The sequence below is a fragment of the Microvirga lupini genome (assembly GCF_014191055.1).
GTDB classification, from domain to species: Bacteria; Pseudomonadota; Alphaproteobacteria; order Rhizobiales; family Beijerinckiaceae; genus Microvirga; species Microvirga lupini_A.
This window is the reverse complement of record NZ_JACHWB010000001.1, coordinates 37,407-53,744: the sequence shown is the minus strand read 5'-3', so window position 1 is coordinate 53,744 and position 16,338 is coordinate 37,407. Positions and strand designations below refer to the sequence as shown.

The 16,338-nt window shown below is 65.4% G+C and carries 12 protein-coding genes; 1 reads left to right on the top strand and 11 read right to left on the bottom strand.

Features of this window, described 5'->3' with window-relative positions; translation table 11 throughout:
- Positions 1 to 167: 167 nt before the first annotated feature.
- Both FHR70_RS00250 and FHR70_RS00245 read right to left on the bottom strand, forming a co-directional pair.
- Positions 168 to 728: a histidine phosphatase family protein gene (locus FHR70_RS00250; protein WP_183445931.1), complete on the bottom strand. Its 561-nt coding sequence runs from the start codon at positions 726 to 728 to the stop codon at positions 168 to 170.
- Between the two features lie 32 nt (positions 729 to 760).
- The gene (locus FHR70_RS00245; protein ID WP_183445929.1) at positions 761 to 2,923 is read right to left on the bottom strand and encodes a primosomal protein N'; all 2,163 of its coding nucleotides are present in this window, start codon (positions 2,921 to 2,923) and stop codon (positions 761 to 763) included.
- A 47-nt stretch (positions 2,924 to 2,970) separates the two neighbouring features.
- Here FHR70_RS00245 and FHR70_RS00240 point away from each other — a divergent pair, with 47 nt between their 5' ends.
- Entirely contained in the window at positions 2,971 to 3,957 is a 987-nt protein-coding gene (locus FHR70_RS00240; RefSeq protein WP_183445927.1) for a tyrosine recombinase XerC, read from the top strand.
- A 682-nt stretch (positions 3,958 to 4,639) separates the two neighbouring features.
- Here the strand turns inward: FHR70_RS00240 and FHR70_RS00235 are convergent.
- From FHR70_RS00235 to zapE, 9 genes are all read right to left on the bottom strand, one after another.
- On the bottom strand, positions 4,640 to 5,266 hold the full coding sequence (locus FHR70_RS00235) for a thymidine kinase (protein ID WP_183445925.1): 627 nt from the start codon (positions 5,264 to 5,266) through the stop codon (positions 4,640 to 4,642).
- A gap of 9 nt (positions 5,267 to 5,275) precedes the next feature.
- Positions 5,276 to 6,673: a dihydrolipoyl dehydrogenase gene (lpdA, locus tag FHR70_RS00230; RefSeq protein WP_183445923.1), complete on the bottom strand. Its 1,398-nt coding sequence runs from the start codon at positions 6,671 to 6,673 to the stop codon at positions 5,276 to 5,278.
- 116 nt (positions 6,674 to 6,789) lie between these two features.
- Positions 6,790 to 8,022, bottom strand: a complete 1,233-nt coding sequence (odhB, locus tag FHR70_RS00225; RefSeq protein ID WP_183445921.1) for a 2-oxoglutarate dehydrogenase complex dihydrolipoyllysine-residue succinyltransferase — start codon at positions 8,020 to 8,022, stop codon at positions 6,790 to 6,792.
- Positions 8,023 to 8,091: 69 nt separating this feature from the next.
- A complete protein-coding gene (locus FHR70_RS00220; RefSeq protein ID WP_183445918.1) occupies positions 8,092 to 11,052 on the bottom strand; it encodes a 2-oxoglutarate dehydrogenase E1 component in 2,961 nt (986 codons plus the stop codon).
- Positions 11,053 to 11,113: 61 nt separating this feature from the next.
- A complete protein-coding gene (sucD, locus tag FHR70_RS00215; protein ID WP_036358148.1) occupies positions 11,114 to 12,001 on the bottom strand; it encodes a succinate--CoA ligase subunit alpha in 888 nt (295 codons plus the stop codon).
- Positions 12,002 to 12,013: 12 nt separating this feature from the next.
- Positions 12,014 to 13,213, bottom strand: coding sequence for an ADP-forming succinate--CoA ligase subunit beta (sucC, locus tag FHR70_RS00210; protein WP_183445916.1), 1,200 nt, complete (start codon positions 13,211 to 13,213; stop codon positions 12,014 to 12,016).
- A gap of 69 nt (positions 13,214 to 13,282) precedes the next feature.
- The gene (mdh, locus tag FHR70_RS00205; RefSeq protein ID WP_183445914.1) at positions 13,283 to 14,245 is read right to left on the bottom strand and encodes a malate dehydrogenase; all 963 of its coding nucleotides are present in this window, start codon (positions 14,243 to 14,245) and stop codon (positions 13,283 to 13,285) included.
- Between the two features lie 235 nt (positions 14,246 to 14,480).
- Entirely contained in the window at positions 14,481 to 15,110 is a 630-nt protein-coding gene (locus FHR70_RS00200) for a TetR/AcrR family transcriptional regulator (protein WP_183445912.1), read from the bottom strand.
- A complete protein-coding gene (zapE, locus tag FHR70_RS00195) occupies positions 15,107 to 16,306 on the bottom strand; it encodes a cell division protein ZapE (RefSeq protein WP_343058694.1) in 1,200 nt (399 codons plus the stop codon). The genes FHR70_RS00200 and zapE overlap by 4 nt, the downstream gene beginning before the upstream one ends.
- Positions 16,307 to 16,338 lie beyond the last annotated feature (32 nt).

The window sequence follows — 16,338 nt, the reverse complement described above, 5'->3', positions numbered from 1 at the left end:
GGCCTGCGAACGCGGCATCCGGGAGACCCGTCAGGTGTGGAAATGAGCCCGGGACGGGAGCCTTCTCCGCCCGTCAGGCGAGGGTGCACTAGCATGGGTTTTTCTGAGGCGCAAGGCGAGCTGAGCCCTGTTCGGTCGGGAAAAACCGGGTGCCGGTCGAGGCGGGCCTAAAGTTCCAGGGTGGCGACTTCGCAGTTGGCGAGGAACCGGCCGGTCAGCCGGCTGAAGAAGGTGCCATGCCCCACGACGGCGATGATGGTCTCGGGCCGCTCCGCCAGCCAGCCCCGGAACCGCTCGACCCGCTCCTCGAACAGGTGGGCCGGCTCGTAGACGAAGCCACGCTCGTTCACTTCGCCCTCGTTGTGCCACCAGACCTCGTCCAGATGGCCGAAATGCAGATGGGGGAAGTCCTGGGCCAGATGGGAGACCGCCCGGCCGACGTCGCAGCTGCTCTCCAGATGCTCCCGGTGGAGGCACTCCACCAGGATCGTCGGAGACGCGGGATGGGTCCCGAACAGCCCCATGGTGGTCTGGATCGCCCGGGTGAGCGGCGAGGTCACGACAAGTTCATAAGCGTGCTCCCGCAGTTCCGGGGCACGCTCGGCGACCTGTTGCCGGCCAAGCTCCGTGAGGGGCGCATCGACATGCCCCGGATCCTCGCCGTGCTCGGCCCAGTGGGCATTGAAGGTGGATTGGCCGTGGCGGATGCAATGGACGATCTTGGGCATGGTACCTGTCTAAATGAAGTTTCTCTGTTTGGTCACAGAAAGCTCTGCGGGTCCACATCGATGGACACCCGCGTGTTCCCACGGATCTTGGGGCACCGGGCCATCCAACTCCGCAGATAAGCCTGGAGATCCACCTCCCGTTCGGTCTTGACGAGAAGGCGGAAACGATAACGCCCTCGGATCAAGGCGAGCGGGGCTTCGGCAGGCCCGAGCACGGTGACGCCGGGCGGCGGTTCGGCCACCAGGGCCATGGCGCGGGCATGGGCCTCCGCCGCCTCGCGCTGCTCCGCCGAGATGATGAGGGAGGCCAGGCGCCCGAAGGGGGGCAGGCCCGCCATCTCGCGCACCCGGGTCTCCTCTTCGTAGAACCGTTCCGCATCACCCGAAATCAGGGCAGCGATCACCGGATGGTCCGGCTGCCAGGTCTGAACCAGCGCTCGTCCGGGCTTTTCGCCGCGCCCGGCGCGGCCCGTGACCTGCTGCAGCATCTGGAAGGTGCGCTCGGCGGCGCGGGGATCGCCGGAGGTGAGGCCGATATCGGCATCGAGCACGCCCACCAGGGTCATGAGCGGGAAGTTGTGCCCCTTGGCCACGAGCTGGGTGCCGATAACGATGTCGAACTCGCCCGCCGCGATGGCCGCGAGCTCCGCCCGCAGTCGCTCCGTGCCGCCGGGAAAGTCGCTGGAGAGCACGATGCAGCGCTTGTCGGGAAACAGCTCCGCCGCCTCCTCGGCAATCCGCTCGACGCCGGGCCCGCAGGGCACCAGGGAATCGACGCTGCCGCATTCGATGCAGGCATGCGGGGTGCGCTCCACATGGCCGCAATGGTGGCAGACCAGCGAGCGCCGGAACCGGTGCTCCACCAGCCAGGACGAGCAGTTCGGGCATTCATAGCGGTGGGCGCAGGCGCGGCAGAGCGTTAAGGGCGCATAGCCGCGCCGGTTGAGGAAGAGCAGCGCCTGCTCGCCCCTTTCCACCGTCTGCTCCACCGCCGTCACCAGGGTCGGCGAAAGCCAGCGGCCTTTCGGGATCGCCTCCTTGCGCAGGTCGACGGCCCGGATCTGCGGCATGGACCGGCCGCCGAATCGCTCCGGCAGGCGCACATGGCGGTAGCGCCCGCGCTCCACATTGACCCGGCTCTCGATGGAGGGCGTCGCAGAAGCGAGGATCACCGGCGCGTTCTCGATCTTGCCACGCACCACCGCCATGTCGCGGGCATGATAATGCACTCCGTCGTCCTGCTTGTAGGCCGTCTCGTGCTCCTCATCGACCACGATGAGGCCGAGATCCGCATAGGGCAGGAACAGGGCCGAGCGGGCACCGGCCACCACCTTCACGTCGCCCGACGCGATGGCCGCATAGAGCCGCTCGCGTTTGCGGCCTGTCACGCCGGAATGCCAGGTAGCAGGCTTCACGCCGAAGCGGGCGGCGAACCGGTCGAGGAACTGGGCGGTCAGGGCGATTTCGGGCATGAGGATCAGGGCCTGCCGGCCTTTGCGGACCGCTTCGGCCACCGCCTCGAAATAGACCTCCGTCTTGCCCGACCCTGTGACGCCCTCCAGCAGGATCACGGGCGGATGCTCCTCGCCCATGGCGGCAACGAGCGTCTCGGCCGCCTCGCCCTGGCCGTCCGAGAGGGCAGTGTCGCCGAAGCTGGGATCGGGCATCTCGGCCACCGGCTCGGCCAGCAGGGCCACGGTCTCGAGAGCCCCTTCGTCGATCAGTCCGTTGATGACCCCGGCGCTGACGCCGGCCGCGTGCGCCAGCTCGCTCTTGAGCCGCACGGCTCCATCCTGGGCGACCTCGACCACCTTCTGCCGCGCGGGGGTCATGCGCTTGGGCAGAGCGCCCGCGAGCTTTACGCCGACCCGCGCCACTTCCTGCCGGTCGGCATCCGGGATCTTGAGGCCCATGGCCAGCGCCGAGCCCTTGGGCGCCAGGGTGTACCAGGCGATCCAGTCCAGGAACTTGCGCATCTTCGCCGACAGGTTCGGCGCATCGATGACGCCTGTCACCTTTTTAAGATTACCGCCCTGCCCTTCGCGCATGGACCAGACGACGCCCGCCACCTCGCGGTTGGCGAGCGGCACCTGCACCACGTCGCCCTCCTCAAGGCCGAGGCCGTCCGGCACGGCATAGGAATAGGCCGTGTCCAGCGCCAGCGGGATGAGGACATCGGCGATGCGGCTTGTCATTCGGGAGAGGTTAACCTGTGGCTGTTTAGGATACTGCCCTTGCATAAATGGGACTCATGTCAAGCAGCGCCACACAAAATGTTCTCGATCTGGTCCTCCCCGGCGCCGACGATACCCGCCGGGAAGCGATAACGTGGCTCGCCTCGCTGGCCAAGGAGCGGCGGCTCTCGGGGAAGACCGTCGAGGCCTATGCGCGGGATCTGCGCCAATTCCTGGCCTTCCTGACCAACCATCTCGGCGAGCCGCCTTCCGTCAAAGGCATCCTGGGCTTGAAACCCCTCGACATCCGGGCCTTCCTGGCGGCAAGGCGGATGGACTCGGTAGGCAGCCGCTCGCTCATGCGCCAGCTCGCGGCCCTGCGCTCCTTTGCCCGCCACCTGGAGCGGGAGGGTTTTGGCACGGCGTCGGCCTTCGCGGCGATTCGCACTCCCAAGGTGGAGAAGAACCTCCCGCGCCCGCTGTCCGCCTCCTCGGCCGTCGCCGTGACGGATGCGCAGACGCGGGCGTCGGAGAACCGCAAGCCTTGGATCCTGGCCCGGGATGCCGCCGTGCTGTCGCTGCTCTATGGGGCGGGCCTGCGCATTTCGGAAGCGCTGGGCCTGCAGCGGCGGGACGCGCCGGTGAATGGGCTCGACGCCATCACCGTGACGGGCAAAGGCGGCAAGATGCGCAGCGTGCCGGTAATTCCGCCGATTCAGCGGGCGGTGGAGGAATATCTGGCGCTCTGCCCTTATGCGATCCCGCCCGAGGGACCGCTGTTCGTCGGAGCCCGCGGCGGGCCGCTTTCGCCCCGGATCATCCAGCTGGCCGTCGAGGAGCTGCGCGGTGCGCTTGGCCTGCCCGACAGCGCCACGCCCCATGCCCTGCGCCATTCCTTCGCCACGCACCTGCTGGCCAAAGGCGGCGACCTGCGCGGCATACAAGAACTTCTGGGCCACGCCTCGCTCTCGACGACGCAGCTCTACACGAAGGTGGATGCGGCGCGGCTGATGGATGCGTTCAACGCGGCGCATCCGCGGGCAAGGGTGAAGTAGCGTTCAACCGTCATCCCGGATCGGCTGCGCCGTCCGGGATGACGGTGCATGAGGCAGCACCTTCGGGCCCGGAGGGTTGCTCCGAGCCGTCAGGTCAGTCGAGGGTGGCGCGAATGGCAGCCCGGCTCGATGCTATGGTGTGGAAGGTGAGAGCCAGACTGCTCGTCACGCGCGGTTTGTTTCAGCGGACCTGGATCTGAGCCAGGATCGGCCACCCGCGATCACAGGCTTGCGAGGCCTGCGGCGGGACCGCTCCTTGCCCCACTCTTGCGACGCCTCGCGAACGCGCCCCTCGTCGGGCGAGGATGGGTGATTTTATAGCTAAGGTTGCAGCCGCTGTCAAGAACAAAATGAGAACATTACTCGACCACCTGCCCTCATACCCGCAGCCCTCATCCTGAGGAGGTCGCTTGAGTGACCGTCTCGAAGGAGGCTCCAGAGAGCACTGGAACCTCCTTCGAGACGCAGCCTCGCGGCTGCTCCTCAGGATGAGGGCGGAGGGGTGGCACAGAAAGACGTGGATCCCCGGATCAGGTCCAGGGACGACGAGGAAGGTGTTGGGATTGGCGAGTGTCATTCCCGGCCGGAGCGTAGGAGCGGAAGGGAATCTACTCACACCCTCAGCGCCATGGATCCCCTTCCCGCCCCACGGCCGCAGGGGATGACACCGTGCCCTCGGGGCCTATTCCGCCGCCACGACTGCCTCGGCCAGCAGCTGCCGTGCCGCGGGACCGATATCTCCTGCCGTCCAGTGCGGACGGCAGACGGAGACGTAGCGGCCTTCGCCGCCGATCTCGACAACCGGGCCTGAACGGACGGCTTCGCCATTAGGGTCATACTTCAAGATCATCGTCGCCTTGCGGCCGCAATGGCAGAGCTGCTTGATCTCCTGGAAGTCCTGCGCCAGCGCCATCATGGCGATGATCGCGTCGCTGAACAGCGTGCCGTAGACGTTGTTCTTCAGCCCATAGGCCATGACGGGCACGTTCAGCTCGTCGACGATCCAGGCGAGCTGGCGGACCTGATCGGCGGTCATGAACTGAACTTCGTCGATCAGCACCACCGTGACCGGGTGCTTCGCATGCTCGGCCGCCACGATGGCGCCGATATCGTCGCTCTTCCTCAATGGGGTCGCATCGGCCTCGAGGCCGATGCGCGACTTCACCTTGCCGACGCCGAACCGGTCGTCGATCAGGCTCGTGAACAGCAGCACATTGCCGCCGTTCTCGATGTAATTGTAGCGAACCTGCAGGAGATGGGTCGTCTTGCCTGCATTCATTACCGAGTAGATGAAGTGGAGCTTTGCCATGAATCCATATTACATGTGGATCGCGCGCTTCTCCACCGCGAGGGCTGCTTCCTTCACAGCTTCCGCGAGGGTCGGGTGCGCATGGCAGGTGCGGGCCATATCTTCCGACGAGGCACCGAACTCCATGGCGATCGCCGCCTCGTGGATGAGGTTGCCGGCTTCCGGCCCGACGATGTGAACGCCGAGCACCTTATCGGTGGTGGCATCGGCCAGGATCTTCACGAATCCGTCCGTGGTCTTGTTGACCTTGGCGCGGCCATTGGCCGTGAAGGGGAACTTGCCACTGTTATAGGCGATGCCCGCAGCCTTCAGTTCCTCCTCGGTCTTGCCCACGGAGGCGACCTCCGGGAACGTGTAGACCACGCTCGGGATCACGTCGTAGTTCACGTGGCCTGCCTTGCCGGCGAGAATTTCCGCAACGGCGACACCCTCGTCCTCGGCCTTATGGGCGAGCATGGGGCCGACGATCACGTCGCCGATGGCGTAAATGCCGGTGACGTTGGTGGAGAAATGCGCGTCGGTCTGGATGCGACCGCGGTTGTCGAGCTGGACGCCCACCTTGTCGAGCCCGAGGCCTTGCGTGTAGGGCACGCGGCCGATGGCCACGAGCACCACGTCGGCCTCGATGGTCTCAGGCGTGCCGCCGGCGGCGGGCTCGAAGGTCAGGGTCGCGCCGTTGCCGGTCTTCTCGACCTTGGTCACCTTGGCGCCGAGCTTGAACGCAAAACCCTGCTTGGACAGGATGCGCTGGAAGTTCTTGGCCACCTCGCCGTCCATGCCGGGCAGGATGCGGTCGAGATATTCCACCACCGTCACCTCGGAGCCGAGACGGCGCCACACGGAGCCGAGCTCCAGGCCGATGACGCCGGCGCCGATCACCACGAGGCGCTTCGGCACGGTCTCGAGTTCAAGAGCGCCGGTGGAGGACACCACCACCTTCTCGTCGATCTCGATGCCCGGCAGGCGGGTGACGTCGGAGCCGGTCGCGATGACGATGTTCTTCGTCTCGAGCACCTGGTTCGAGCCGTCCTCGGCGGTCACCTCGACCTGGCCCGGAGCGGAAATGCGCGCGGTGCCGATGAAGGCATCGATCTTGTTCTTCTTGAGCAGGAACTCGACGCCCTTGGTGTTGCCGTCGACGCCCTCCTGCTTGAACTCCAGCATCTTCTTGAGGTCGAGGGTCGGCGCGCTCACGCCGATGCCCATATCGGCGAAGTGCTGCGCGTCCTGGAACATATGCGAGGCGTGCAGCAGGGCCTTCGACGGGATGCAGCCGATGTTCAGGCAGGTGCCGCCATGGGTCTTGCGCTTCTCCACCACGGCGGTCTTCAACCCGAGCTGCGCGGCCCGGATGGCGCACACATAGCCGCCGGGGCCGGTGCCGATGACGATGAGATCGTAGGACATTGTTTGTCTCCACTTAACGTCATGCCCGGACTTGATCCGGGCATCCACGTCTTTGCTGTGAGTTTGAAGGCGTGGATGGCCGGGGCGAGCCCGGCCATGACGCTGAAAGATTGTTCTTACAGATCCAGCACGAGGCGCGCCGGATCCTCCAGGGCTTCCTTGACCCGCACGAGGAAGGTCACGGCTTCCTTGCCGTCGACGATGCGGTGGTCGTAGGACAGCGCGAGATACATCATCGGGCGCACGACCACCTGACCGTTGCGGACCACCGGACGGTCCTCGATGCGGTGCATGCCGAGAATGCCCGATTGCGGCGCGTTGAGGATCGGCGTCGACATGAGCGAGCCGTAGATGCCGCCATTGGTGATGGTGAAGGTGCCGCCCTGCATCTCGTCGATGGAGAGCTTGCCGTCGCGGGCGCGCTTGCCGAAATCGGCGATCTTCTTCTCGATGCCGGCAACCGACAGGTCGTCCGCGTCGCGCACCACAGGAACCACGAGGCCCTTCTCGGTGCCGACCGCGATGCCGATGTGGTAGTAGTTCTTGTAGACAAGGTCCTGGCCGTCGATCTCGGCATTCACCGCCGGCACGTCCTTCAGCGCCTGGATCACCGCCTTGGTGAAGAAGCCCATGAAGCCGAGCTTGGTGCCGTGCTTCTTCTCGAACACGTCCTTGTACTGGGCGCGCATGTTCATCACCGCGCTCATGTCCACGTCGTTGAACGTGGTGAGCATGGCGGCGGTGTTCTGGGCGTCCTTGAGGCGGCGCGCGATGGTCTGGCGCAGCTTCGTCATCTTCACGCGCTCTTCGCGCTCGGCATCGACCGGGGCGGAAGGAGCGCGGACCTGGACCGGAGTCGCAGGAGCCTGGGCCGCAGCACCGCCGGTGGCGATCGCCGCCAGCATGTCGCCCTTGGTCACGCGGCCATCCTTGCCCGTGCCGCCGACATTCGCCGGGCTCACGCCGCTCTCGGCGGCCAAACGGGCGACGGCCGGGCCGTGATCCTGGGCCGCGCCGGGAGCGGCAGCCGCCGGAGCAGGCGCAGCCGCGGGGGCCGGAGCGGGTTTCGGAGCCTCGGCCTTCGGGGCTGCGGCAGGAGCCGCCGCCGCACCGCCATCGACGATGGAGCCGAGCACCGCGCCGGGGCTCACCGTCTCACCGTCCTTAGCGATGATGTCGCCCAGCGTGCCGCTTGCCGGCGCGTTGACCTCGAGGGTGACCTTGTCGGTCTCGAGCTCGAGCACGGGCTCATCGGCCTTCACGGGATCGCCGGGCTTCTTGAACCAGCGGCCGATGGTGGCCTCTGATACGGATTCGCCAAGGGTGGGTACGCGGATTTCGGTTGCCATGATCGTCTTCGGGTCTTTGCGGGGCCGGTTGCCCGGCCCCTCGGAATCGGATGAGGGATTTCGCGGGTTTTAAGCCGCGAAAGCCTCGTCGAGGAAAGCCTGCAGCTGGGCCTGATGCTTGGACATGAGGCCGGTGGCGGTGGCAGCAGAAGCAGGGCGGCCCACATAGCGGGGACGGTCCACCTTGGAGCCGGCCGTCTTGAGCACCCACTCGAGATAGGGCTCGACGAACATCCAGGAGCCCATGTTCTTGGGCTCTTCCTGGCACCACACCACGTCGGCCTTCTTGAAGCGGGCGATCTCGGCCGCGAGCGACTTCGCCGGGAACGGATAGAGCTGCTCCACGCGCAGCAGGTAGACATCGTCGATGCCCCGCTTCTCGCGCTCTTCGAGCAGGTCGTAATAGACCTTGCCCGTGCAGATCACCACGCGCCGGATCTTGTCGTCCTTCACCAGCTTGGTGACGTCGCGCCCGGTCTGAGCGTCGTCCTGCAGGACGCGGTGGAAGTACGTGCCTTCCGAGATGTCCGCGAGCGTGGACGTGCAGCGCTTGTGGCGCAGCAGGGACTTCGGCGTCATCAGGACCAGGGGCTTGCGGAAGTCGCGCTTCAGCTGCCGGCGCAGGATGTGGAAGTAGTTCGCCGGCGTGGAGCAGTAGCCCACCTGCATGTTGTCCTCGGCGCACATCTGGAGGAAGCGCTCCAAGCGGGCGGAGGAGTGCTCCGGACCCTGGCCCTCATAGCCGTGCGGCAGCAGGCAGACGAGGCCCGACATGCGCAGCCACTTGCGCTCGCCCGAGGACACGAACTGGTCGAACACCACCTGCGCGCCGTTGGCGAAGTCGCCGAACTGCGCTTCCCACAGGGTCAGGGCATTCGGCTCGGACAGCGTATAGCCGTATTCGAAGCCGAGCACCGCCTCCTCCGAGAGCATCGAGTTGATGACCTCGTAGCGGGCCTGGGTTTCGCTGATGTGGTTGAGGTTGGTGTAGCGCTCCTCGTTCTCCTGATCGGTGAGAACCGAGTGGCGCTGCGAGAAGGTGCCGCGCTCCACGTCCTGGCCGGAGAGGCGCACGCGGTGCCCTTCGAGCAGGAGCGAGCCGAACGCCATGGCCTCGGCCATGGCCCAGTCGAAGCCCTCGCCGGTTTCCAGCATCTTCTTGCGGTTGTCGAGGAAGCGCTGAATCGTGCGGTGGAGGTGGAAGCCCTCAGGGATGGTGGTGAGCGCCTTGCCGATCTGCTGCAGGGTCTCGACGGACACGCCGGTCTGCCCGCGGCGCGGATCGTCCTGGTCCTCGCGCACGGCCTTGAGGCCCGACCAGCGGCCATCGAGCCAGTCGGCCTTGTTGGGCTTGTAGTTCGCCGCGATGTCGAACTCGGCATCGAGCTTCGAGCGCCAGCTCGACTTCATCTCCTCGAGCTCGACCTCGGTGATCACGCCCTCGGCGAGGAGCTTCTTGGAGTAGAGCTCGACGATGGCCGGATGCGACCGGATCTTGCGGTACATGAGCGGCTGGGTGAAGGCCGGCTCGTCGCCCTCGTTGTGGCCGAAGCGGCGGTAGCAGAACATGTCGATGACGACAGGCTTCTGGAACTTCTGCCGGTACTCGGCCGCGACTTTGGCCGCGAAGACCACGGCCTCCGGATCGTCGCCGTTCACGTGGAAGATCGGCGCCTCGACCATCTTCGCCACATCCGACGGATAGGGCGAGGAGCGCGAGAAGCGCGGATCGGTGGTGAAGCCGATCTGGTTGTTGATGATGACGGAGATCCAGCCGCCGGTGCGGTGACCGCGCAGGCCGGACAGCCCGAAGCATTCCGCCACCACGCCCTGGCCGGCGAAGGCCGCGTCGCCATGGATGAGGAGCGGCATGACCGCCGTGCGGTTCTCCGGCGTGCAGCCGTGCTGGTCCTGCTTGGCGCGGACCTTGCCGAGCACCACCGGATTGACGATCTCCAGGTGGGACGGATTCGCGGTGAGGGACAGGTGGACGTTGTTGCCATCAAAAGTGCGGTCCGAGGACGCGCCGAGATGGTACTTCACGTCGCCGGAGCCTTCCACGTCGTCGGGCGCGAAGGACCCGCCCTTGAATTCGTGGAACAGGGCGCGATGCGGCTTGCCCATCACCTGGGTCAGCACGTTGAGGCGGCCGCGATGGGCCATGCCGAACACGATCTCCTTCACGCCGAGATTGCCGCCGCGCTTGATGATCTGCTCGAGCGCCGGAATCAGCGACTCGCCACCGTCGAGGCCGAAGCGCTTGGTGCCGGTATAGCGGACATCCAGGAACTTCTCGAAGCCTTCCGCCTCGACGAGCTTGTTGAGGATGGCGCGCTTGCCTTCCTTGGTGAAGGTGATCTCCTTGTCGGGACCCTCGATGCGCTCCTGGATCCACGCCTTCTCGACCGGATCGGAGATGTGCATGAACTCGACGCCGAGCGTCTGGCAATAGGTGCGGTCCAGGATCGCCACGATCTCGCGGATCGTGCCGAATTCGAGGCCGAGCACGTTGTCGAGGAAGATCTTGCGGTCCCAGTCGGCTTCCGTGAAGCCGTAATGGGACGGGTGCAGTTCCTGATCGTTCGGGGGCGGATTGATGTTGAGCGGATCGAGCTTGGCATGCAGGTGGCCGCGCACGCGATAGGCGCGGATCAGCATGATGGCGCGCACGGAATCGCGGGTCGCCTGCTGCACGTCGGCCTGGCTGATCTCGGCGCCCTTGGCCTGCGCCTTCGCCTTGATCTTGTCGCCGACCGCCTTCTCGACCTGAGCCCAGTTGCCGTCGAGCGCCGAGACGAGCTCGCCATTGGCGTGGATCGGCCAGTTCGCCTTCTCCCAGGACGGGCCCTTGGCGGCTTTCTCGACAGCCTGCTTGTCGTCCTTCAACGCGCCGAAGAAGGCCTGCCACTCGGCATCGACCGAGGACGGATCCTGCTCGTAGCGGGCGTAAAGGTCCTCGATATAGGGTGCGTTCGCCCCATAGAGGAAGGCGGTGTTGAGAAGCTTTTCGTTGGCGTCTTGGCGTGCCATGACAATACTCGATTGAAAAATGACGATGGGCCGCCCCGGGCGGGGCGGCCTTTTTTGTCGGTTACTTGCCCTTCAGGACCTCGACGAGGGTCTTGCCGAGGCGGGCCGGCGATGGCGACACGCGGATGCCCGCGGCCTCCATGGCGGCGATCTTGTCTTCCGCGCCACCCTTGCCGCCGGAGATGATCGCGCCGGCATGGCCCATGCGGCGTCCGGGAGGTGCCGTGCGGCCGGCGATGAAGCCAACCATCGGCTTCTTGCGGCCCTTCTTGGCCTCGCGGGCGATGAACTCGGCCGCCTCTTCCTCGGCCGAGCCGCCGATCTCGCCGATCATGACGATCGACTCGGTCTTCGGGTCGGACAGGAACATGTCGAGCATCTCGATGAACTCGGTGCCCTTCACCGGGTCGCCGCCGATGCCCACCGCCGTCGTCTGGCCGAGGCCTTCATTGGTGGTCTGGAACACGGCCTCGTAGGTGAGCGTGCCGGAGCGCGACACGATGCCGACCGAGCCGGGCTTGAAGATGTTGGCCGGCATGATGCCGATCTTCGACTCGCCCGCCGTCACGATGCCGGGGCAGTTCGGGCCGATGAGGCGCGACTTGGAGCCCTGGAGCGAGCGCTTCACGCGCACCATGTCCTGCACCGGAATGCCTTCCGTGATGCAGACGATGAGCGGGATCTCGGCCTGGATCGCTTCGCAGATGGCGTCCGCCGCGCCCGGAGGCGGAACGTAGACCACGGACGCATCGGCCCCGGTCTTCTCGCGCGCTTCCATGACCGTGTCGAACACGGGCAGGCCCAGATGCGTGGAGCCGCCTTTGCCGGGCGACGTGCCGCCGACCATCTTGGTGCCGTAGGCAATGGCCTGCTCGGAATGGAAGGTCCCATTCTTGCCGGTGAAGCCCTGGCAGATGACCTTGGTGTCTTTGGTGATGAGGATGGACATCGGGTCGAAACCTTACTTTCCGCCGCGCACGGCGTTCACGATCTTCTGGGCGGCGTCGTCGAGGTCGTCCGCCGGGATCACGTTGAGGCCGGACTCGCGGATGATCTGCTTGCCCTCTTCCACGTTGGTGCCTTCGAGGCGCACCACCAGCGGAACCTGCAGGCCGACCGCCTTCACGGCGGCGATCACGCCGCGGGCGATGACGTCGCACTTCATGATGCCGCCGAAGATGTTGACCAGGATGCCCTTCACGTTCGGATCGGCCGTGATGATCTTGAACGCCGCCGTCACCTTCTCTTCCGAAGCGCCGCCGCCAACATCGAGGAAGTTCGCCGGCTCCTCGCCGTAGAGCTTGATGATGTCCAGCGTCGCCATGGCAAGGCCCGCGCCGTTGACCATGCAGCCGATGGTGCCGTCCAGCGCGATATAGGCGAGGTCGTATTTGGAGGCCTCGATTTCCTTCTCGTCCTCTTCCGTGATGTCGCGCAGCTGCACAACGTCAGGGTGACGGTAAAGGGCGTTGCCGTCGAAGGAGATCTTGGCGTCGAGGCACTTGAGGTGCCCGTCCTTGGTGACGATAAGCGGGTTGATCTCCAGCATCTCCATGTCCTTCGTCACGAAGGCCTTGTAGAGCTTGGCGACCACATCCTCGGCTTCCTTGGCGAGCGAGCCGGTGAGGCCGAGCGCCTTGGCGACGGTGCGGCCGTGATGGGGCATCACGCCGGTCGCGGGATCGACCGAGAAGGTCAGGATCTTCTCAGGGGTGTCATGGGCGACCTGTTCGATATCCATGCCGCCTTCGGTGGAGACCACGAAGGCGACGCGGCCGGTCTCGCGGTCGACGAGCATGGAGAGGTAGAACTCCTTCTCGATGTCGGAGCCGTCCTCGATATACAGGCGGTTGACCTGCTTGCCGGCCTCGCCCGTCTGGATCGTGACCAGCGTCTTGCCGAGCATCTGCTGGGCAAACTGCTTCACCTCGTCGACGGACTTGGCGAGACGCACGCCGCCCTTCTCGCCGGCATCGGCTTCCTTGAACTTGCCCTTGCCGCGGCCGCCCGCGTGGATCTGGGACTTCACGACCCAGAGCGGGCCGCCGAGCTGCTTGGCGGCGGCTTCCGCCTCGTCGGCGGAGAAGATGGCAACGCCGTTGGAGACGGGAAGGCCGAACTCCTTCAGAACCGCTTTGCCTTGATATTCATGGATGTTCATTCGTTTCTCTCCGCATCAGCGGTTGAAGACGTGGATGGCCGGCACGAGGCCGGCCATGACGTGAAATAATTAAGCGAGGGTCGAGTTGATCTGCTTGCAGGCGTCCACGAGGCCCTGCACCGAGGCAACCGACTTCTCGAACATGGCCTTCTCCTCGCCGGAGAACGCGACCTCGACGATGCGCTCGACGCCATTCTCGCCGATCACGATCGGAACGCCCACGAACATGTCCTTCACGCCGTACTGGCCGTTGAGATAGGCCGCGCAGGGGAGAACGCGCTTCTTGTCCTTGAGATAGCTCTCGGCCATGGCGATGGCGGAGGCCGCCGGCGCGTAAAAGGCGGAGCCGGTCTTGAGCAGGTTGACGATCTCGCCACCGCCCTTGCGGGTGCGCTCGACCATGGCGTCGAGCTTCTCCTGGGTGGTCCAGCCCATCTTCACGAGGTCGGGGAGCGGAACGCCGGCAACGGTGGAGTAGCGCACCAGCGGCACCATGTCGTCGCCGTGGCCGCCGAGCACGAAGGCGGTCACGTCCTCGACCGAGACGTTGAACTCCTCGGCCAGGAAGTGGCGGAAGCGGGCCGAGTCCAGCACGCCGGCCATGCCGACGATCTTCTCAGGCTTCAGGCCGGAGAACTTCTGGAGCGCCCACACCATGGCGTCGAGCGGGTTGGTGATGCAGATGACGAAGGCGTTCGGGGCATATTGCTTGATGCCGCCGCCGACCGCTTCCATGACCTTCAGGTTGATGCCGATGAGGTCGTCGCGGCTCATGCCGGGCTTGCGCGGCACGCCTGCGGTGACGATGATCACGTCGGCGCCCGCAATATCGGCGTAGTCGTTGGCGCCCTTGTACTTGGCGTCAAACCCGTCGACCGGCGCGGATTCCGCAATGTCGAGACCTTTGCCCTGGGGGATACCTTCCGCGATGTCGAAGAGAACGACGTCGCCGAGTTCCTTCAAGCCGACGAGATGGGCGAGCGTTCCGCCGATCTGGCCTGCACCGATGAGCGCGATCTTTTTCCGGGCCATAGTGTGTCCTTGGGTTTTGCCTTGGATGGTTGGCATGAGCCTTTTTGAGGTGGCGCTGTATGACACCAGAAATGGGCCGCCATCAAGCGATCAAAAGGTTAACAGGTCGGGCTTTGAGACCCCGGAAAAGTCTTCTCAAGCTTAACAATTCGGAAATACTTCGTGATTACAGGAGCTTGCTGGGCTGAACGGTCCGGAATTTTCCTGTTACATTTCCTGAAATTTGTAACTGACGCTAAACGCTGCCGTTCGCCAGGGCCCTCAGCACCACCCGGATCATAGTGGCGAGACGCTGGTCGAGGATGTCCTGGGGCACCTCCGCATCGAGGCGTACCGTCAGCGGATTGATGAAGCGGTAGACGGCATCGCTGATGAAGGCATGGGCCTTCTCCCGGTCCCGGGGGTCGAACTTGCCCGTCACGATCCCTTCGTCCAGCACCCGCTCGATGAGCTGGCGCATGCGCGCCCGATGCTTGCGGACGAGGGGCCGGGAGGTTTCGGTAGCCGTGCAATAGACGTCGAAGAGGTGGCGGTCTTCCTTCAGGAGATCCCGGTGAACCCGCGCCCAGGCCTGGATCAGGCGCTCGAGCTTGTCGTCGGCGGGGTCAGGAGAATCCGCGATATCGGCGATGGTCGCCTCCATCCCCCGCAGCCACTGGCCGGCGACCGCATCGATGAGAGCCGCCTTGTTGGTGAAGTAGCGGTAGACATTGGCGTGGGTCATGCCCGCCGCATCCGCAATGCCCACGACGGTGATGTGCCTGGGGCCGAACTCCTTCAACTGGTCGGCGGCAATGGCAAGGAGCCGGGTGTCGGCCGGGGCGGAGTCCGGCCCCTTTCCCAGGCTACCGGCCGGCCGCTTCATGTCTCGGCCAATCCCGTCGTGCTGCCGGAGGCTTCCGAATCCGAGCGCCCGTGCGGCAGGGACAGGTATTCCTCGGAGCGCATTTCGATGAGGCGGGAGACCGTGCGGTCGAACTCGAAGGCCTCGCGACCGGAATCCGCATGGTAGAGTTCCGGCGCCTCGGCCTCCGCGGAGGCCAGCAGCTTCACATGGGCATCGTAGAGGGCGTCGATGAGCATGATGAAGCGCTTGGCCTCGTTGCGACGCTCAAGGGTCATCTTGGGGATATTCTCCAGGATGATTGTGTGGAACTCCTCGGCAAGGCTGAGATAATCGGCGGCGCCCAGGGGCTTGGAGCAGAGATCCTCAAAGGAGAAGCGCGCCACGCCGCCGGCCGCTTGCGGCACCTCCACCGGGTGGCCCTTGACGGTCAGGGTCATGGGCTTGCCGTGCTCACGACCCGTCAGGCTCCGGAAGGCACGGGTCAGGGCCGCGTGCGAGGACTCGTCGGCGGGTGTGTAGAAAACCGGGCTTCCGGCGAGCTTTTCCAGCCGGAAATCCGTGCGGGATTCGAGCCTCACCACGGCCATCCGCTCCTGCAGGAGCCCGATGAACGGCAGGAAGAGCGAGCGGTTGAGGCCGCCCTCATAGAGCCTGTCGGGCTCCACGTTGGACGTCGCCACCACCACGACACCATGACGGAACAAGGCCGTGAACAGGCGCCCGAGGATCATCGCATCGGCAATGTCGGTGACGGTGAACTCGTCGAAGCAGAGCACCCAGGCCTCGTTCGCCAGCGCCTCCGCCACCGGTGCGATGGGATCGTCGCCCGAGACCTCACCGCTTTTAAGCTTCTGCCGGTAAGCATGGATGCGCTCGTGCACATCCGACAGGAAGGCGTGGAAATGAACCCGCCGCTTGCGCCGCACGGGGAGCGCCTCGAAGAACAGGTCCATGAGCATGGTCTTGCCGCGCCCGACCGAGCCCCAGACATAGAGCCCCTTCGGCGGCGCATGGTCCTTGCTCTTCTTGCCGAAGAGCCAGCCGAGCGCGCTGGGCTTGCGGGCAAGGCGGTGGTTGGCGAGGTTTTCCGCCAGCGCCTCCAGGCGCTTGAGCAGCGCCACCTGCGCCGGATCGCGCTCGATGGCGCCGGACGTGACCAGGGCGTTGTAATGGGCCGTGATGGAGCGGGGCGAGGAGAAGGAGGTGTCGTTCACGGGATGATCGATACCGTTCCGGAGCGTTGAGC